Here is a 15723-nt window from a genome sequence, read left to right on the forward strand (position 1 = left end):
AACACGTAACCCGAGGTGATCAGGCACGATGTCGGGTATGCAGAGAGGTGATCTCGTCGCCGACTTCACGGCGCAGGACCAGCACGGCACGCCCCGCAGCCTGTCCGAGTTCCTCGAGAAGGGGCCGGTCGTGCTGTTCTTCTATCCCGCCGCGATGACGCCGGGGTGCACCGCGGAGAGCTGTCACTTCCGCGACCTCGCCACCGAGTTCGCGGAGGTTGGCGCGCAGCGCATCGGCATCAGCCGTGATTCGGTCAACACCCAGGCCAAGTTCGCCCAGCGCTATGACTTCGACTATCCGCTGTTGTCCGATCCGGACGGCGAGATCGCCGCGCGATTCGGCGCCAACCGCGACCTCGGCCCACTGCGGACCAAGCGCAAGACGTACGTGATCGGAACCGACAGTCGCATCGTCGACGTCATCAAGAGCGAGTTTCGCATGAGCGTGCACGCCGACAAGGCGCTGGCGACGCTCCGAGCGCTGCGAACCGACGGCACGGACAGCGCCGGCGGCTAGGAGTCCGACACGATCCACGTCCACCTCACGGTCACGACGTCACGCGGGCCCGGCACCTGTTTCGGTGCCGGGCCCGCGTCGTGTCGACGTCCATCGCGTCAGTTCACGATGACGTCCTTGGGAATGGGTTTGTCGTTGCGCAACGCGGTGAACAGCTGCTCGGACTTCGCCGGGTCCCAGTTCGTCGCCGCGCCGGAGGTGACCGGCACGGTCGTGGTGACCGTCCCGCCGGACGAGATCCCGCGTAGCGCCCAGCCAAGTCCGACGACGTTGTGCAAGTGGTCGCCCTCATCGATCGTCAACGCGTCCGGCGCCGCACCCAGCAGCGGCACGACGTCGAACGGGTTGAGGAACGTGGCGGGGCTGGCCATCTCGCCCGCGAGCGCCCCGATGAACTTGCGCTGGTTGACCACCCGGTCCAGGTCAGAGCGCGGTGTCGCCGAACTGTGGCGCATCCGGACGAAGCCGAGCGCCTGCGCGCCGTCGAGTTCCTGCTTGCCCTTCGGGATCGTCACGCCCGTCTTGGTATCGACCATCTTCTCCGGAATCGTCATCTCGACGCCGCCGATCGCGTCGACGATCCGCGCGAACCCACCGAATCCGATCTCGGCGTAGTGATCGATGCGCAGCCCCGTAGCCTGCTCGATGGTACGTGCCAGCAACGTCGGGCCGCCGAACGCGAACGCGGCGTTGATTTTGTTCGCGCCATGGCCGGGGATGTCGACCACCGAGTCACGCGGGAAGCTGACAAGGGTGGGCTTGGTGCCGTTATCCGGGAGGTGCGCGAGCATGATCGTGTCAGTACGCTGCCCGCTCGCGGCACTCTCGTCGCCACTGCGCAGCCGCTTCACTTGCTCCGGGGTCAGCCCGGCCCTGCTGTCGGAGCCAACGATCAGCCAGTTGGTGCCCTCGGCGGCGACGGGCTTGCCCTCGTAGTCCGGGAGCGCGTCGACCCGATTGATCGAGAACTCCAGGTACAGCCACATGGCGACGAGTAGTGCCACCAGCACGATCGCGATCAGGCTCGCCACACGGCGAAAGCCCCAGCGCTTCCGATTCGCGGGCGGGGCAGGGGGCTGCCCACCGCGCCGCGACGATCGCGCTGGCGCGGGCGGCGGCTGCCGTGGAGGCGTCGGCATCGCGCGGGTTCTCGGGGGCTGGTTTCGCTGCGCGCCCGGTAGCGGCATCATCTGCGCGTCCTGGTGCCGTCTGGCTCTCCCCCCGCCCGCGGGGCCGCCCCGTGATCCACGCATGTCTGCCATCAGCCTCATCCTCTCCCGTACGCCGCCGTGCCGACGGCGTCAAGCCGCGTTCGGATGGGGCGCATCATTCCACCAACGTCGGGAGAGCCGCAGAGGTGCCCCGGCGAGGCGGTGAATTACACCCGGAAGCGGAGTCTGTCGGGCGCGGGAAGATCCCACGCCCGGGTCAGGAGGGGTTCTCGCTGCCTGTTTCGGGTTTCTATTCCCGCCGCGTCCAGTGTGAACTCGAGAATGAGTCGCGTCCAGATTCCGGGTCGCCGCAGCAGCGCGTGACCCTCGCGCCGTACCTCCGCGCGAACGACGTCGGTCACGTGGTCGGCCCGCCGCGCGTACTCGTGCGACGCTTCCGGCGACGTGATGGCGTCCTGGGTACCGTGGGCGATCAACACCCGCACGTCGGCGACCGGCTCGACCCAGTCCTTCTCAGTGGTCCACGGAGCCAGCGCGCACACCGCGACCACGTTCGGGTCGTCGGCCACTCGCAGTGCGACGCGGCCGCCCATGGAGTGCCCGATGAGCACGACCGGCACGTCAGGGTGGTCGCGACGGATCTCGGCCAACGCGTCCCTTGCGTCGTGTACCGGATGCAGGTGGGGCTTGTTCCAGCCACGCACCCGGTTACGCACCAGCCGCACCTCGAGCCCGTGCGTCCTGCCCGCCCGGTGCAGCGCACGAGCGAACGGCACCATCCGCAGGTAGGCGTGCGACCACGGCCGGATGCGCTCATGGCCGTGCTCGGCTCCACCGTGGAGCACCAGCGCCACCGCGCGCACCGTCGTGCGTGCCCGCAGCACCGTCAGGCTGGCATCGTGTTCGATCTCGACCGCTTCGTCACTCACCCGAGCATCCTCACCCACGCGGGAGCCCGGTGGCACGGCGGGTCGTCACGACGCCACCGAGTCCAACGCTTCGTCATTCTTCGGACCATCGGTGGCGAACTGAGTCCGATACAACTCAGCGTAGCGGCCGGATGCCCCGAGCAGTTCCTCATGCGTCCCGCGTTCGACAATCGTGCCGTCCTCGACCACGAGGATCTGATCGGCGGCCCGCACCGTGGAGAGCCGGTGGGCGATGACGATCGACGTCCTGCCATCGAGCGCATCGGCCAATGCGGCACTCACCGCCGTCTCCGACTCGGAATCCAGATGCGCGGTGGCTTCGTCCAGCACGACGACCCTCGGCCGCGCCAGCAGCAGCCGAGCGATCGTGAGCCGCTGCCGCTCGCCGCCGGAGAGCCGGTAACCGCGCTCGCCGACGACGGTGTCGAGCCCGTCCGCCAGCGACAGCACCAGATCGTCGAGCCGCGCCCTGCGCAGCGCGCTCCAGATCTCCTTGTCGCTGGCCTCCGGCCGGGCATAGGCCAGGTTGGCGCGGATCGTGTCGTGGAACAGATGGCCGTCCTGGGTAACGACGCCGACTGTCTGCCGCAGCGTGTCGAAACGCAGATCCCGCACGTCGATCCCACCGAGGCGAACCGACCCGCTGTCGACGTCGTAGAGTCGCGGCACTAACGAGGCGATGGTGGACTTGCCCGCGCCGGACGAGCCGACCAGCGCGACCATCTGCCCGGCCGCCGCGTGCAGGTCAACGCCGTGCAGTACCTCCTCGCCGCCCCGGGTGTCGAGTGTGGCGACTTCCTCCAGCGATGCGAGCGAGACCTCTTCCGCCGACGGGTAGGAGAACCGCACGTTCTCGAACTCGACCGATACGGGACCGTCCGGCAGCGACGTGGCATCGGGCTTCTCTGTGATGCGTGGCTTGACGTCGAGCACCTCGAAGATCCGCTCGAACGACACCAGCGCGGTCATCACGTCCACGCGAACGTTGGCCAGCGCGGTCAGCGGCGTGTAGAGCCGGGTGAGCAGCAGCGCGAGCGAGACGACGGTGCCCGCTCGCAGGTCGCCGCCGATCGCCAGCCAGCCGCCGAGGCCGTACACCAGCGCGAGCGCGAGTGAGGACACCAGCGTCAGGCTGGTCAAGAACCAGCGAGTGAGCATCGCGGTGCGGATACCGATGTCACGGACTTTGCCCGCGCGCTCGCCGAACTCGTCCGCCTCGGCCACCGGTCGCCCGAAGAGTTTCACCAGCGTCGCACCCGGTGCGGAGAACCGCTCCGTCATCTGGGTGGTCATCGTGGCGTTGTGTGTCGCGGCGTCACGTTGCAGGTCAGCCATCTTGCGGCCAATCCGCCTCGCGGGCAGCACGAAGATCGGCAGCAGCACGAGCGCGCACAGGGTCACCTGCCACGACAACGTCATCATGACCACAAGGGACAGTGCGAGCTGGATGATGTTGGTGACAAACCCGGAGAGCGTCGCGGTGAAGGTGCGCTGCGCGCCTATGACGTCGTTGTTGAGCCTGCTCACCAGTGCGCCAGTGCGAGTGCGGTTGAAGAACGCGATCGGCATGCGCTGGACGTGTTCGAACACGGCGCGACGCAGGTCGTAGATCAGCCCCTCACCGATATGGGCGGACTGCCACCTTTCGGCGAGCCCGATCCCGGCGTCCGCGATGGCGATGCCCGCGATAGCGAGCGCGAGGAGGACGACGATACTGGCGTCCTCACCGCTGACGATGGTGTCAACGACGCGACCCGCGAGCAGCGGGGTGCTCACGGCGAGCACGGCGGAGATCACGGTGAGCAGCAAGAAGACGATCAGCCTGCGCCAGTGGGGTCGCGCGAACGTCACGATCCTGCTCACGGTGCCTGGCCGGAGACTTCGAGGCGCGTCCGCGCTGCGCATACTGCCCCGCATCAACATCCACGCGTTGTCCACGCCGATCAGCTCCTCGTCGTCGCCATCGCCCGCGCGGCAAACCTTGACCTAACTCCAAGATCGCGCGCCGTCCGTGCAGCGTAACGTCGAGATCCAGATGTTCATTCCCGATCTCGTCGCTACGGCGTCCTCCATCATGCACGCCGGGACCGACAGGCAGCGCAACCGTCGCCGAGAAGACCGCGACGTCCAACTGCGTCGGGCGGCGCGGGCACCGTTCTCGTACACGCCGGATGTGTTGCGAGACCTTACGAACAAGGTCCCGCTCCGAAACCGCGATCACCGCACCTGACAACCTACTGCCGTGTCGCACACCGACACGGCAGTAGGCTGCGGAGCGCGGGCCGAGCGGACAAAAGTGGGGTGCGGCGTGACGGACACGGCAGAGCGGCAGGCGCACCGCCACGCCGCGGTTCGCGCGCGCTGGCTCGATCTCGCCGTCTACGTGGGCTTCACTGGGTTCGCGGTGATCACCGCGCTCGCCTCGGAGTTCGCGACCCACCGTATCTGGGGCGGCTACGCGGCGGTTGGCTACGGGCTCGCCACCGTCCACGCCGTCGTCCTTGTGGGGTACGCACACCGCGCCACCGTGCCCCGCCAGTGGTTCCACTCGCGGTGGGTCTCGGTGGCGTTAGCGACGGTGCTCGGCCTCCTCGCGCCACTGGCACACCTCGTGCTTCGCCGGCTCGGGGGCGGCGACTGGAGCGACAACCCCGCGGCGTGGGGGGCGCAGCCCGAGGTGTGGGTGATCGAGCGATCGGCGCTGTTGCTGTTGCGTGACGGTAGCCCGTATCTCGACGTCGCGGCGCTCGACCGGCAACCGGTGGTCGACGACTACACCCCGTACGGCCCGGTGATGGCCCTGTTCGGCCTGCCGAGAGCGCTGGTGACCGAACTCGGCGCAGACAACGCCGCGGCGCTGGCGCTCACCGACTCCAGAATCGGGTTCGCACTGGTCGCGGCGGCGGGCGCGCTGCTGGCGTGGCGGCTGCTTGGCAGGCCGTCGGTGCCGATCGGGGCAGCGCAGCTGGCCCTGGTCTCCCCCGCGACCGCGCTCACCTTCGCCGCCGCCGGACCCGACCTCGCGGTGCTCGGGCTGCTGCTGGTGGCGATCGCGCTGGCGGCGCGCGGCAACCCGATCACGTCCGGGCTGACGCTGGCACTCGTGGTGAGCGCGAAACTCACGGCGGCACCAGCGATCCTGGTGCTGCTCATTCTGCTGGTGGTCCGGTACGGTGCCCGTGTGACAGCGGCGTTCGCCGGCGCGCTGTTCATCACGGGCGCGGCCGTGACCGTGCCGTTCCTGGCAACGGAACCACGGGCGTTCGTCGAGAACGTCCTCCGGTTCCCGTTGGGCGCGGCCGAGGTCGCCTCACCCGCCGCCAGCCCGCTGCCGGGACATCTGCTCGCGAGCACGGGACCGCTGGGGCATGCGCTAGCGCTTACGCTGCTCGGCGTCGCGGCCGTCGCGATCACGGGATGGCTCGTGCTGCGACCTCCGATGATCGCCTCCGACGCGGCCCTGCGAATCGCCGTCGGTCTCGGTGCCGCCACCCTGCTGACACCGGCAACGAGGTGGGGCTACCTCGTCTATCCGTTGGTGCTGCTCGGCGCGTGGCTGTGCTTCCGTGGGCAGCCGACCACGGCGCCGCACCACACCCGTCCACGCGCCGGGTAAGTGCGACTACTTTTTCTTTCGCGTGGTAGCCCCGCCACGGCCGCGCAACTGTACGCCGGACTCGCACAGCACACGGTGCACGAAACCGTAAGACCGCCCTGTCGACTCGGCGAGGGCACGGATGCTCGCACCCTTCTCGTACTTCTTCTTCAGGTCAGACGCCAACTTCTCGCGCGTGTTACCGGTGATGCGCGCGCCTTTCTTCAGATCAGCCACGGTTGTCACGCCTCCCGCCGGAGTGTTCTGGGCCAGAAGAGGCCCCTTCTAGCCGCAATGATCGAACACTGCGCGGCTTAACGCCAGACGGGAACGCAAATAGCGGCTAACGCACCACGTACGGCCTAATCTCGAACGCGCTCAGTGGCGGCTACCTGCCGGTATGCGATCGGCCCCACGATGGGACGCGGAACATCTCCATCCCGTTGACGCCAGCGGTACCCCATTCGCGGGACAGCTAGGGCACGCGACTCAGGCGAGCTGGACCAGTTCCAGGTACTCGTCCGACCAGTGATCCTCGGTACCATCCGGCAACAAGATCACCCGCTCGGGTTCCAGCGCTTCCACCGCGCCCGGGTCGTGGGTCACGAGGACGACCGCGCCGGTGTAGCTGCGGAGCGCGTCGAGCACCTGCTCGCGGCTGGCCGGATCGAGGTTGTTGGTCGGCTCGTCCAGCAACAGCACGTTGGCCGCGCTCGAGACCAGTCCCGCGAGCGCCAGCCGGGTCTTCTCACCACCGGAGAGTGTCCCGGCCGGTTGGTCCAGCTGTTCCCCGGTGAACAGGAACGTCCCAAGCAGCGTGCGCAGCTCCTGCTCGCCGGTGTCGGGCGCGAGGCCGCGGATGTTCTCCCACACCGAGCGATCGTGGTCCAGCGTCTCGTGCTCCTGCGCGTAGTAGCCCAGCCGAAGCCCGTGGCCGAGCACGCGCTCGCCGGTGTCCGGCTGTTCCATGCCGCCGAGCAGCCGCAGCAACGTCGTCTTGCCAGCGCCGTTGAGACCGAGCACGACCACCTTCGAACCCCGGTCGATGGCCAGGTCGACGCCGGTGAAGATCTCCAGTGAACCGTAGGACTTCGACAGCCCGGACGCCGTCAGCGGCGTCTTCCCGCACGACGCGGGCGCCGGGAAGCTGATCTTGGCTACCTTGTCCGCCTGACGAGTCTCGTCCAGATTCGCCAACATCTCGTCCGCGCGGCGCGCCATGTTCTTCGCCGCCACCGCCTTGGTCGCCTTCGCGCCGAGCTTCGCCGCCTGCGCTTGCAGTGCCGACGCCTTCTTCTCGGCGTTCGCACGTTCGCGCCTGCGCCGCTTCTCGTCGGTGGCACGCGCGTCCTGGTAGCGTCGCCAGTTCATGTTGTAGACATCCAGTTCGGCGCGCGTCGCGTCCAGGAACCAGACCTTGTTGACGACCTCGTCCAGCAACTCGACGTCGTGGCTGATCACAACGAGGCCGCCCGCGTGCTGCTTGAGGAAACCGCGCAGCCAGGAGATCGAGTCGGCGTCGAGGTGGTTGGTTGGCTCGTCCAGCAGCAGGATGCGGTTGGACTTGCCGCTCGCCCCGGCCTCGGACGCGGCGAACAGGATCCGCGACAACTCGACGCGCCTGCGCTGCCCACCGGAGAGTGTGCGCAGCGGCTGCCCGAGCACGCGGTCCTCAAGACCCAGATTGGTGCAGATCCGGGCGGCTTCGCTCTCTGCCGCGTATCCGCCGAGCGAGGCGAAACGCTCCTCCAGCTTGCCGTAACGGCGCACCGCCTTATCCCGCTCCGCGTCGTCGGCCAGCTCGGCCATCGCGAGCTGCACCTTCTCCATATCGCGGGCGATCTGATCGAGGCCGCGCGCCGAGAGAACGCGGTCCTTGGCGGTCACCGACAGGTCACCCTCGCGCGGATCCTGCGGCAGGTAGCCGAGCGCGCTACTGCGGCGCAACTCCCCCGCGTAGGGTTCGCCCTCCCCGGCGAGCACCTTCAACGTCGTCGTCTTGCCAGCGCCGTTCCTGCCGACGAGGCCGATCCGATCGCCGGGCTGGACGCGCAGCGCGGTGTCGGACAACAGGATGCGGGACCCGGCGCGCAGCTCAAGGCCGGAAGCGGAAATCACCTAAGAACTCCGAACGTGGTCGTGAAAGGGCAGGACATGCGTGCGTCCCGCGCTCGGACCCGGTTCCGGGGAGCGTGCGGGACGCCGTTAGTCAGCTATTCCAATCGAACGACCACGGAACCCAGTGTACGGGTCGGTGTCGAGTGATTTGTGGCCCGGTGACGTGGCTCATTCCGACGGCTCTTGACCAGGGCTCGCTGTACTCAAACCCCATCGTGCGGCGCTCGCGAGTAACGTGCGGTCATACGTGACGAATGCCGTGATGCGTGCGGGTCCGAAGACGCCATGTGCGGTGGCCAAATGGATCGCGTCCACTGTGCGCAAGTGCTGGTCCGTGTAGCTCGCGGCTGTCGAACGGACCACGTCATCAATCGCGTAGCGACCGATGTGGGCCAGCAATGCGGGCACCCCGGCAAGCAACTCTGGCTCCGTTCGCCGTAACGCTCTCGGCAACTCGACTTCGCACAACGCGGACGACACCAGGGAGGTGTCGGTGGCTTCGTCGAGCCAGTCGGCAAGAGCGTCACTTTCCGGCTCGCGCCGAACGAGCTTCACCAGCGCGGCCGTGTCGAGGTAGATCATCAGAACCGTTCGTCGTCACGCATCTCGCGAAGCAGATCACCCGCCTGGCTCTCGGTGCGGATCGGACCAGTTGGACGAGGGATCGGACCAGTCGCCGTCGCCGGTCGCAGGGCGCCTGACGCGATGAGGTCCGCCATCGGGGCGGGCTGCGCGGGTACCAACCGTGCGATAACGGTGCCTCGCTCGGTCACGTCGACGGTGTCACCACGCTTAACCCTGGCCAGCACACCGATCGGCACCTACATCGCACGCCGTGTGCTGGTGAGGTGTGAGTCATTGCGGTTGCGATCGCGACCAGAATGACTCACCTTCGACGTCCCGGGGTGCGCGGTCGCTGGACCGACATCGGTTAGGCGTCACGCACGACGATCTCCACCGCACGCGCTCGGCGCGCGGCGTCCTCCAGCACCAACTTCCGGGGTTCGGCGACGTCGAGCACCCACGGCACCACCCGCTCGGTGAGCGCACGCGGCAGCCGGGAGTCAGTGAGCAGGTCGTCCAACGCCGCCTTGTCGCCCCCGCACACGACGACGTCCAACGACGTCGCCTCGGGACCAAGGACGTCGGAGACGTCGCGAGCGGCGCGGTCGATTGCCTGCCGCGCCTGGTTCCCGCGCCGTCGGGCGAACCGTTGCTGCGACCAGCCGCCCTTCGCCGTGCGGCCGTGCACCAGATGCCGATCCGTGCGGGACGTGACCACCCGCTCCCCCTCGGCGATGCCGATGCTGTGCGCCCCTAGCCGGACCAGCACCAGCCCGATCCGGCGCTCGACCTGTGCGTGCCGGACCAGGGCATCGACGTCGAGACCAGCACGCTCGCCGGAGACGTCCAGCGGCGGGAACGGCACCGCCGCCGTGGCAGTGGTGCCATTGGCCGCCGTAATCACGACCTCCGTGGGGCCAAGCACGGTGCGTTCGGCCGGGCCGTTGCGCCGCTCGAACCCGGCGAACCACCGCGCCAGTCGTTCCGGCGGCACCTCGACGGCACGCCCGCCGCCCGCGACCTCGCGAACCCTCACAGCACGAACGAATCCGACCAGGGCGCACTGACCCGGCCCGCGAGCGCGTCCAGCAATGTCGCTCCCTGCTTGTCGGTCAGCGATGCCACGAAGTCCACGATCGCGCGCCCCTTGGCGAGCGACGCCACGTCCGGTGCCGCCGTGCCGTCCGGCGCGACAAGCAGTTCGGGACGGTCCTTGGCGAGTGCGGCGTACTCCGCGTGCGCCAGTTCGACCAGGTCGTGGAGCCTGCGCGGGATGCGCGACGACTCCCGCGCGTCGCTGAGCCAGGCATCCAGCTCGCCGACCAGGTTCGTGATCAGCGACGCCTGGCCGCGCTGGTGCAGCGCCAGGTCGGGTCGCAGCAGCACGAACCGGCGGTGCACGAATTTGAGGACCTGCACTTCATGCCACTGCTGGGGGCGCAACGTCACATGCCCGGAACGGGTGGACGGCGAGTCGGTGACGGCGACGCCGTCGACCAGCCGGGACGTCCATCGCGCCGAGAAGTCCGCGAGCGCCTGCTCCGACTCGACCGAACCGTCGAAGACCTGCGCGAGCAGCCCGTCGACCAGCTCGGTGCGCACCGTGGTGACCGCCGCGCGGAAGGCATCGTCATCGACCATCGCCGCATCCTTGGCATGCATCCGCCGCCGTAGCTGCTCCAGGGAATAGCCAGGGCGCCGTGAGTGCGTGGCCAGCGTGGCGTCGTCCAGGTGCGCCAGCTCGCGGGACGCCGTCAGCCACACACTCAGCTCCGGCGACACCGACGCGTGCTGCAGCACGCCAATCCGGTGAAAGTCCTGCAGGTCGTGGATGGCGTAGGCGATGTCGTCCGCGGTGTCCATGACCGACGCCTCGATCGTCTGCTGCCACGGCTCGATCGCGTCCGCGAAGGGAGCCCGCGCCTGGTCGAGGTCGTCCAGTTCGGTGACGTACGCGGAGAACTTGCTTGACCCCCACCCGGGTGCCTCAGCAGACTCGGCGGCGCCACGCGGCGGAACATCCATGGTGGACGGGTGCGGCCGCGGGTAGCGCGAGCGCGCCCACGGGTACTTGAGCACGGCCGCCCGCACGGCGGCGGTCAGATCGAGCCCGACGCCGGAGGGCCCGCGCACGTCCGTGGTAGTGAGGATGCGGAAGCTCTGCGCATTGCCCTCGAAACCGTCTGCCAGGCCAAACCGGTCGCGGGCGATGTAGTCCAGCACTTGCTCACCGAGGTGGCCGAACGGCGGGTGGCCCAGGTCGTGGCCGAGTGCCGCGGCTTCGGCGACCTCGGGGTCGCAGCCGCCCAGCTTCTCGGCGAGCGCGCCGTACTCGGCCGACGCGTTGATGCGCTCCGCGACGGCGCGCGCGACCTGCGCGACCTTGAGGCTATGGGTCAGCCGGTTGTGCAGCACGCCCGCATCGGTACCGCTGACCACCTGAGTGACTCCACCCAATCGAGCGAAGAACGGCGAGACCGCGACCCGGTCCCGGTCGATGCGAAAGTCGCTGGCCACGCCGATCGGCGGGGTCGCGGTTCCGTCGCGGCGCGTCGCCCGGTCGGTGTTGGCCGTTGTTGTCTGTCTGACTCTTCGGTCGTCGTTCACACATCCACCGTAATCGGCACACCAAGCGGCGCACGGACGTGACCGCCCACGCCAAGTGGCCACGCGGTGTCGTCGAGGTGAACACCCGGATGTGCGGCGTGAATATACGTTGACATCACTGTCGGGTGACGACGTCCTGCGGCAGCATCGGCGCCGTGGCTGGCTTCTCCGACTCCGTGCGGTTCGCGTTTCAGCCGCTCTACAGCCTGCACACCGGCGACGCCGTAGCCGTCGAAGCGCTCGCCGGGACGTCGGGACCGACGCCGCGAGAGATCCTGCGCCACGCCGGTGATCAGGGACGTCTCGTCGAGACCGACGTCGCGCTCGCGGCCGCCGCGGTCGAGCAGGAGGCGGAGACACCGACACTGCTGCCGCTGCACGTCAACCTTTTGGCGGTCTCGATGGCCGCCGATCAAGTGTCGCTGCATCCGCTGCTCGACGCGCTCGAGCGGGCGGGCCGCCGCACAAGCCAGGTCGTCATCGAACTCGGCCCGCCGTTCGCCCAAGCTGACCCCAACCGGCTGATCACGGCCGTCTCGTGGCTGCGTGAGCTGGGACTTCAGGTCGCCTTCGACGGCCTTGGCTCCGGCGACCTGCCGCTTACGGTGCTCACCGCCGCGCCGGTCGACGTCCTCAAGCTGGACCGCTCCATCGTGCGCGCGCTACCTGGCGGGACGACGTCGACCGCGCTCGTACACTCGCTGCTGCACGTCGCCTCACACACCGGAGCGCGGCTGGCCGCGACCGGAGTCCACACCGAGGACGAGTTCGCCGCCGCCCGCGACGCCGGGCTCCGCATCCTGCAAGGACCGCTACTGGACGCCGACGCCGGATCGCTCACGGTGCGCACGGCGTTGAGCGGCGCGCGGCAGGACAATGCCGCGCTGTCGTCGTTCGGGATTCCCACCGTGGCGGACTTCGTGCGGCCCGCCGTGACGCTGCCCGCCGACGCCACCTGCGACGACGCCCGCAACGCCCTGGCCGCGGACGACGAGCCGCAGGCGCTGGTGGGACTCGACGAGTATGGACGTCCGGAGTGGACGGTGGACAGGAGCCGGTTCCTGCTGGCGCTGTCCGGTCGCTACGGGCACGCGCTGCACGCGAACAAGCCTGCGGCGACCTTCGCCGACACCCCGCACACCGTGCCAGCGGGCGCCGGAGCGCTCGACTTGCTCGACGTCGTGGCCGCGGCCGAGGCGAACCGGATGCACGACGACATCGTCGTCATCGGTAGGGACGGCGTGTGCCTCGGCATCGTGCGGGTGGCGGAGGTGGTGCGCGGCGTCGCGGAGGCCAAAGTGGAGGAAGCCGCCTCGCTGCACCCCATCACCGGTCTGCCCAGCAGCGCCACCATCGCGAAAGACGTCGAACGGCGCATCGTCGCCGGGGAGCCGTTCATCGCGGCGTCGCTGGACATCGACGAGTTCAAGCAGGTCAACGTGCAGGTCGGCTACGCGGCCGGAGACGAGCTGATCCGCTCCCTCGGCGAGACGCTGACCGATCTCGCGGGACAGCTGCCCAAGATGACCGTCAGCCATGTCGGCGGGGACGACTTCCTCATCACCGCCGACATGGACGAGATCGGCACCCTCGCGCCCACGCTGCTCGACACCCCATGGACGGTGGAAGGCATGGCGGTCAACGTAACGCTCGCGGGGCTTACCTGCGCGCCTGGCACGGTGACCTCCTATCAGGAGGTGTCGCGTGAGCTGGCGCGACTGAAGCAGCGCGCGAAGTCGATCGGCGGCACGAGCTGGGTGCTCGGCAGGCCGGGTGTGGAGCACGTCGACGTCTTGCGCGGCCGGGCGGCGCCGGGCGCGGCGTAAGGCCGTGGGCGCTCACTGAAACGGCAGGCGGCGAACTCGAATTCGGTCGCCCACGATCGACACCACAGCTCCCTTGACGAGTGCGGCTTCGAACTGATCGAGGTTCCCCAGAATGAGAGAACTGACCTGCGCCGCCGTTACCTCTGGCAGGTTTCGGAGCAGAACAAGTGACGGCCCCGAGGCTTTCCGATAGTGCAGCAGGTTGGTGAAGTCGGTGTCCTGCGACACGATCACGAAGCCATGCTCAGCCGCGAAGTCCATGATCTGCTCATCACTCGCGCGCCGGAGGTCAACGTCACGAACATGCTTCGTGTCATGTCCCGCCTCAGTCAGGCAGGCAGCGATGAGCGGCGACAGATTCGCGTCGAGCAGAAATCTCATGCCGAATGGCGCAGCGGAAGGTAGCTGTCCGCATCAAGGGACGCGGCCGCGAACTCGAGTGCCTGCCGGATGTCCTCCGCTTCCAGGTCGGGATGCTCGGCGAGGATCTGTTCAGCAGACATGCCTTGGGCAACCATGCGAACGATGGTCTTCACGGGGAATCGCATGCCACGGATGCAGGGCTGCCCCCCCATTACCCCTGGCTGCGTGGTGATGCGATCGAGTACCACAGTTCCTCCTGGCAGCGATAGACACCGCTTCGCCATCGTAGCAGCGATAAGCCTCACGAACCGGTTGCACGTGTCGAACAGACCACGCAACTCTCCTAGCCCGCGACCTGATCGTCCTCACCGCTACCTGGCGGCTGCTGTCCCTCATGGCCACCAACGTCGAGGCCGATCTCGTCGGGTGTTCCCTGTGCTTGTTGCGCTTATTGCGCATGTGCCGCCACTGCCCTATTATTAAATGTACGTTCATTTATTAATGGGAGGTGCGGTGGCAGGACGTCCCCGAGGGGTCGACGACGCGGTGATCCTGCGCGCGACGGCCGAGGTGATCGGCCAGGTCGGTCCAGCCAAACTCACCCTGGCGGCGGTGGCGCGCGAGGTCGGGATGGTGCCAGGCACGCTGGTGCAGCGGTTCGGCTCGAAACGCGGGCTGCTGCTGACGCTGGCCGAGCAGTCCGCGCAGGACGCGCGGACGCTGCCCAAACGGGCGCGGGCGGAACACGGCTCCGCGCTCGCGGCGCTCACGGCAATGGCGGTGGACCAGCTGGCCCCGATGGTGACGCCGGAAGCGTTCGCGAACCACCTCGCGTTCCTCTGCGTCGACCTCACGGACCCGGAGTTCCACCAGCACGCGCTGGCGATCCACGAAGCCCAGGGCGAAGCGATCCGAACGCTGCTGGCCGAGGCCGTAGCCGACGGGGAGCTCACGCCTGACACGAACGTCGAGACGCTGACCAGAATCGTGCGGTCGGTCATCGCCGGCGCCGGGCTCACCTGGGCACTCGACCGCGAGGGCACGTTGCCGCACCGCCTGGCGCAGCAGCTTGACGACGTCCTGGCGCCGCACCTCTCACCAACCAGCCAGGAGGCGACATGAACAGCGACACGCACCCGCTCACCGGCAAGGTCGCGCTGGTCGCGGGCGGCACCCGAGGCGGCGGGCGGGGCATCGCCGTCGAGCTCGGCGCCGCGGGCGCGACGGTGTACGTCACCGGCCGCAGCAGCGCGTCCGGGCGGTCCCCTATGGACCGACCGGAGACCATCGAGGACACGGCGGAGCGCGTCACGGCCGCTGGCGGCCTGGGTATCGCCGTCCGTACCGATCACAGCCAGCCGGACGAGGTCCGCGCGCTGGTCGAGCAGATCGCGGCCGAGCAGGACGGGCGGCTCGACGTCCTGGTCAACTCGGTGTGGGGCGGCGATCCGCTCACCGACTGGGAACACCCGCTGTGGGAGCAAGACCTCGACACCGGGCTGCGGCTGCTGCGGCAAGCGGTGGAGACACACGTGATCACCAGCCGCTTCGCGCTGCCGCTGCTCATCGCGCGAGGCAGTGGCCTTGTCGTTGAGGTCACCGACGGCAACACCGACCGGTATCGCGGCTCGGTCTTCTACGACCTCGCGAAGTCGTCGGTGATCCGCCTCGCCGTCGCACAGGCCGAGGAACTACGGCCGCACGGCGTCGCTGCCGTCGCGGTGACGCCGGGTTTTCTGCGGTCCGAGGCGATGCTGGATCACTTCGGCGTCACCGAAGCGACATGGCGTGACGGCGCGGCGAAGGACCCCCACTTCGCCTACTCGGAGATGCCGACCTACCTGGGCCGCGCGGTCGCCGCGCTCGCCGCCGACCCCGACGTCCTGCGCAAGACCGGACGCGCGTTGGCCACCTGGGAGCTGTACCGGGAATACGGGTTCACCGACGCCGACGGCACACAGCCAGACTGGGGTGCGCACTGGGACGACGCGCTGGCGACGGAGTACGGACCGCTTGGGCAGGCGTTGTAACG

At 68.6% G+C, this 15723-nt stretch carries 17 protein-coding genes; 6 read left to right on the forward strand and 11 right to left on the reverse strand.

From position 1 onward, the window contains the following. Positions 1–37: 37 nt before the first annotated feature. On the forward strand, positions 38–517 hold the full coding sequence (locus ACFQGD_RS18875; protein ID WP_345402874.1) for a peroxiredoxin: 480 nt from the start codon (positions 38–40) through the stop codon (positions 515–517). 98 nt (positions 518–615) lie between these two features. On the opposite strand, the gene ACFQGD_RS18880 is transcribed toward ACFQGD_RS18875, so the two are convergent. The 3 genes from ACFQGD_RS18880 to ACFQGD_RS18890 all read right to left on the reverse strand — a co-directional run bounded on the left by ACFQGD_RS18880 (position 616) and on the right by ACFQGD_RS18890 (position 4556). Continuing rightward, positions 616–1788: an LCP family protein gene (locus ACFQGD_RS18880; protein WP_390183386.1), complete on the reverse strand. Its 1173-nt coding sequence runs from the start codon at positions 1786–1788 to the stop codon at positions 616–618. A gap of 107 nt (positions 1789–1895) precedes the next feature. After that, the gene (locus tag ACFQGD_RS18885; RefSeq protein WP_345402871.1) at positions 1896–2618 is read right to left on the reverse strand and encodes an alpha/beta hydrolase; all 723 of its coding nucleotides are present in this window, start codon (positions 2616–2618) and stop codon (positions 1896–1898) included. A gap of 45 nt (positions 2619–2663) precedes the next feature. Continuing rightward, positions 2664–4556: an ABC transporter ATP-binding protein gene (locus tag ACFQGD_RS18890; RefSeq protein ID WP_345402869.1), complete on the reverse strand. Its 1893-nt coding sequence runs from the start codon at positions 4554–4556 to the stop codon at positions 2664–2666. 73 nt (positions 4557–4629) lie between these two features. Between ACFQGD_RS18890 and ACFQGD_RS18895 the strand changes: the two genes are divergently transcribed. After that, positions 4630–4848, forward strand: coding sequence for a hypothetical protein (locus ACFQGD_RS18895; RefSeq protein ID WP_345402866.1), 219 nt, complete (start codon positions 4630–4632; stop codon positions 4846–4848). Positions 4849–4926: 78 nt separating this feature from the next. Further along, a complete protein-coding gene (locus tag ACFQGD_RS18900; RefSeq protein WP_345402863.1) occupies positions 4927–6234 on the forward strand; it encodes a glycosyltransferase 87 family protein in 1308 nt (435 codons plus the stop codon). A gap of 6 nt (positions 6235–6240) precedes the next feature. Here ACFQGD_RS18900 and ACFQGD_RS18905 read toward each other — a convergent pair whose 3' ends face one another. The 6 genes from ACFQGD_RS18905 to ACFQGD_RS18930 form a co-directional block, all read right to left on the reverse strand. Beyond that, complete coding sequence (locus ACFQGD_RS18905) at positions 6241–6450, reverse strand: helix-turn-helix domain-containing protein (RefSeq protein ID WP_345402860.1); 210 nt, start codon at positions 6448–6450, stop codon at positions 6241–6243. 252 nt (positions 6451–6702) lie between these two features. Beyond that, positions 6703–8331, reverse strand: a complete 1629-nt coding sequence (locus ACFQGD_RS18910; RefSeq protein ID WP_345402857.1) for an ABC-F family ATP-binding cassette domain-containing protein — start codon at positions 8329–8331, stop codon at positions 6703–6705. Positions 8332–8499: 168 nt separating this feature from the next. Continuing rightward, complete coding sequence (locus tag ACFQGD_RS18915) at positions 8500–8913, reverse strand: type II toxin-antitoxin system VapC family toxin (RefSeq protein WP_345402853.1); 414 nt, start codon at positions 8911–8913, stop codon at positions 8500–8502. Next, entirely contained in the window at positions 8913–9140 is a 228-nt protein-coding gene (locus ACFQGD_RS18920) for a type II toxin-antitoxin system Phd/YefM family antitoxin (RefSeq protein WP_345402850.1), read from the reverse strand. The genes ACFQGD_RS18915 and ACFQGD_RS18920 overlap by 1 nt, the downstream gene beginning before the upstream one ends. Before the next feature lie 122 nt (positions 9141–9262). Next, complete coding sequence (locus tag ACFQGD_RS18925) at positions 9263–9931, reverse strand: acVLRF1 family peptidyl-tRNA hydrolase (RefSeq protein WP_345402847.1); 669 nt, start codon at positions 9929–9931, stop codon at positions 9263–9265. Then, a complete protein-coding gene (locus ACFQGD_RS18930) occupies positions 9928–11412 on the reverse strand; it encodes a deoxyguanosinetriphosphate triphosphohydrolase family protein (protein WP_345402969.1) in 1485 nt (494 codons plus the stop codon). The genes ACFQGD_RS18925 and ACFQGD_RS18930 overlap by 4 nt, the downstream gene beginning before the upstream one ends. 215 nt (positions 11413–11627) lie before the next feature. Between ACFQGD_RS18930 and ACFQGD_RS18935 the strand changes: the two genes are divergently transcribed. Further along, positions 11628–13328, forward strand: a complete 1701-nt coding sequence (locus ACFQGD_RS18935; RefSeq protein ID WP_345402844.1) for a bifunctional diguanylate cyclase/phosphodiesterase — start codon at positions 11628–11630, stop codon at positions 13326–13328. Positions 13329–13340: 12 nt separating this feature from the next. Here ACFQGD_RS18935 and ACFQGD_RS18940 read toward each other — a convergent pair whose 3' ends face one another. Then, positions 13341–13709, reverse strand: coding sequence for a DUF5615 family PIN-like protein (locus ACFQGD_RS18940; protein WP_345402841.1), 369 nt, complete (start codon positions 13707–13709; stop codon positions 13341–13343). Further along, complete coding sequence (locus ACFQGD_RS18945; RefSeq protein WP_345402838.1) at positions 13706–13975, reverse strand: DUF433 domain-containing protein; 270 nt, start codon at positions 13973–13975, stop codon at positions 13706–13708. Before ACFQGD_RS18945 ends, ACFQGD_RS18940 begins: the two co-directional genes overlap by 4 nt. Positions 13976–14204: 229 nt before the next feature. Here ACFQGD_RS18945 and ACFQGD_RS18950 point away from each other — a divergent pair, with 229 nt between their 5' ends. Continuing rightward, positions 14205–14813: a TetR/AcrR family transcriptional regulator gene (locus tag ACFQGD_RS18950; protein ID WP_345402836.1), complete on the forward strand. Its 609-nt coding sequence runs from the start codon at positions 14205–14207 to the stop codon at positions 14811–14813. Further along, positions 14810–15721 (forward strand): SDR family oxidoreductase, encoded by a 912-nt coding sequence (locus tag ACFQGD_RS18955; protein WP_345402834.1) that lies wholly within the window; start codon positions 14810–14812, stop codon positions 15719–15721. Before ACFQGD_RS18950 ends, ACFQGD_RS18955 begins: the two co-directional genes overlap by 4 nt. Positions 15722–15723 lie beyond the last annotated feature (2 nt).

The sequence above is a fragment of the Haloechinothrix salitolerans genome (assembly GCF_042662605.1).
GTDB lineage: Bacteria > Actinomycetota > Actinomycetes > Mycobacteriales > Pseudonocardiaceae > Haloechinothrix_A > Haloechinothrix_A salitolerans.

Excerpts from the sequence above, each read along its gene's own strand:
- ACFQGD_RS18875 (WP_345402874.1), top strand. The coding sequence starts at position 38 with ATGCAGAGAGGTGATCTCGTCGCCGACTTCACGGCGCAGGACCAGCAC.
- ACFQGD_RS18880 (WP_390183386.1), bottom strand. The coding sequence starts at position 1,788 with ATGAGGCTGATGGCAGACATGCGTGGATCACGGGGCGGCCCCGCGGGC.
- ACFQGD_RS18915 (WP_345402853.1), bottom strand. The coding sequence starts at position 8,913 with ATGATCTACCTCGACACGGCCGCGCTGGTGAAGCTCGTTCGGCGCGAG.
- ACFQGD_RS18940 (WP_345402841.1), bottom strand. The coding sequence starts at position 13,709 with ATGAGATTTCTGCTCGACGCGAATCTGTCGCCGCTCATCGCTGCCTGC.
- ACFQGD_RS18945 (WP_345402838.1), bottom strand. The coding sequence starts at position 13,975 with ATGGCGAAGCGGTGTCTATCGCTGCCAGGAGGAACTGTGGTACTCGAT.
- ACFQGD_RS18955 (WP_345402834.1), top strand. The coding sequence starts at position 14,810 with ATGAACAGCGACACGCACCCGCTCACCGGCAAGGTCGCGCTGGTCGCG.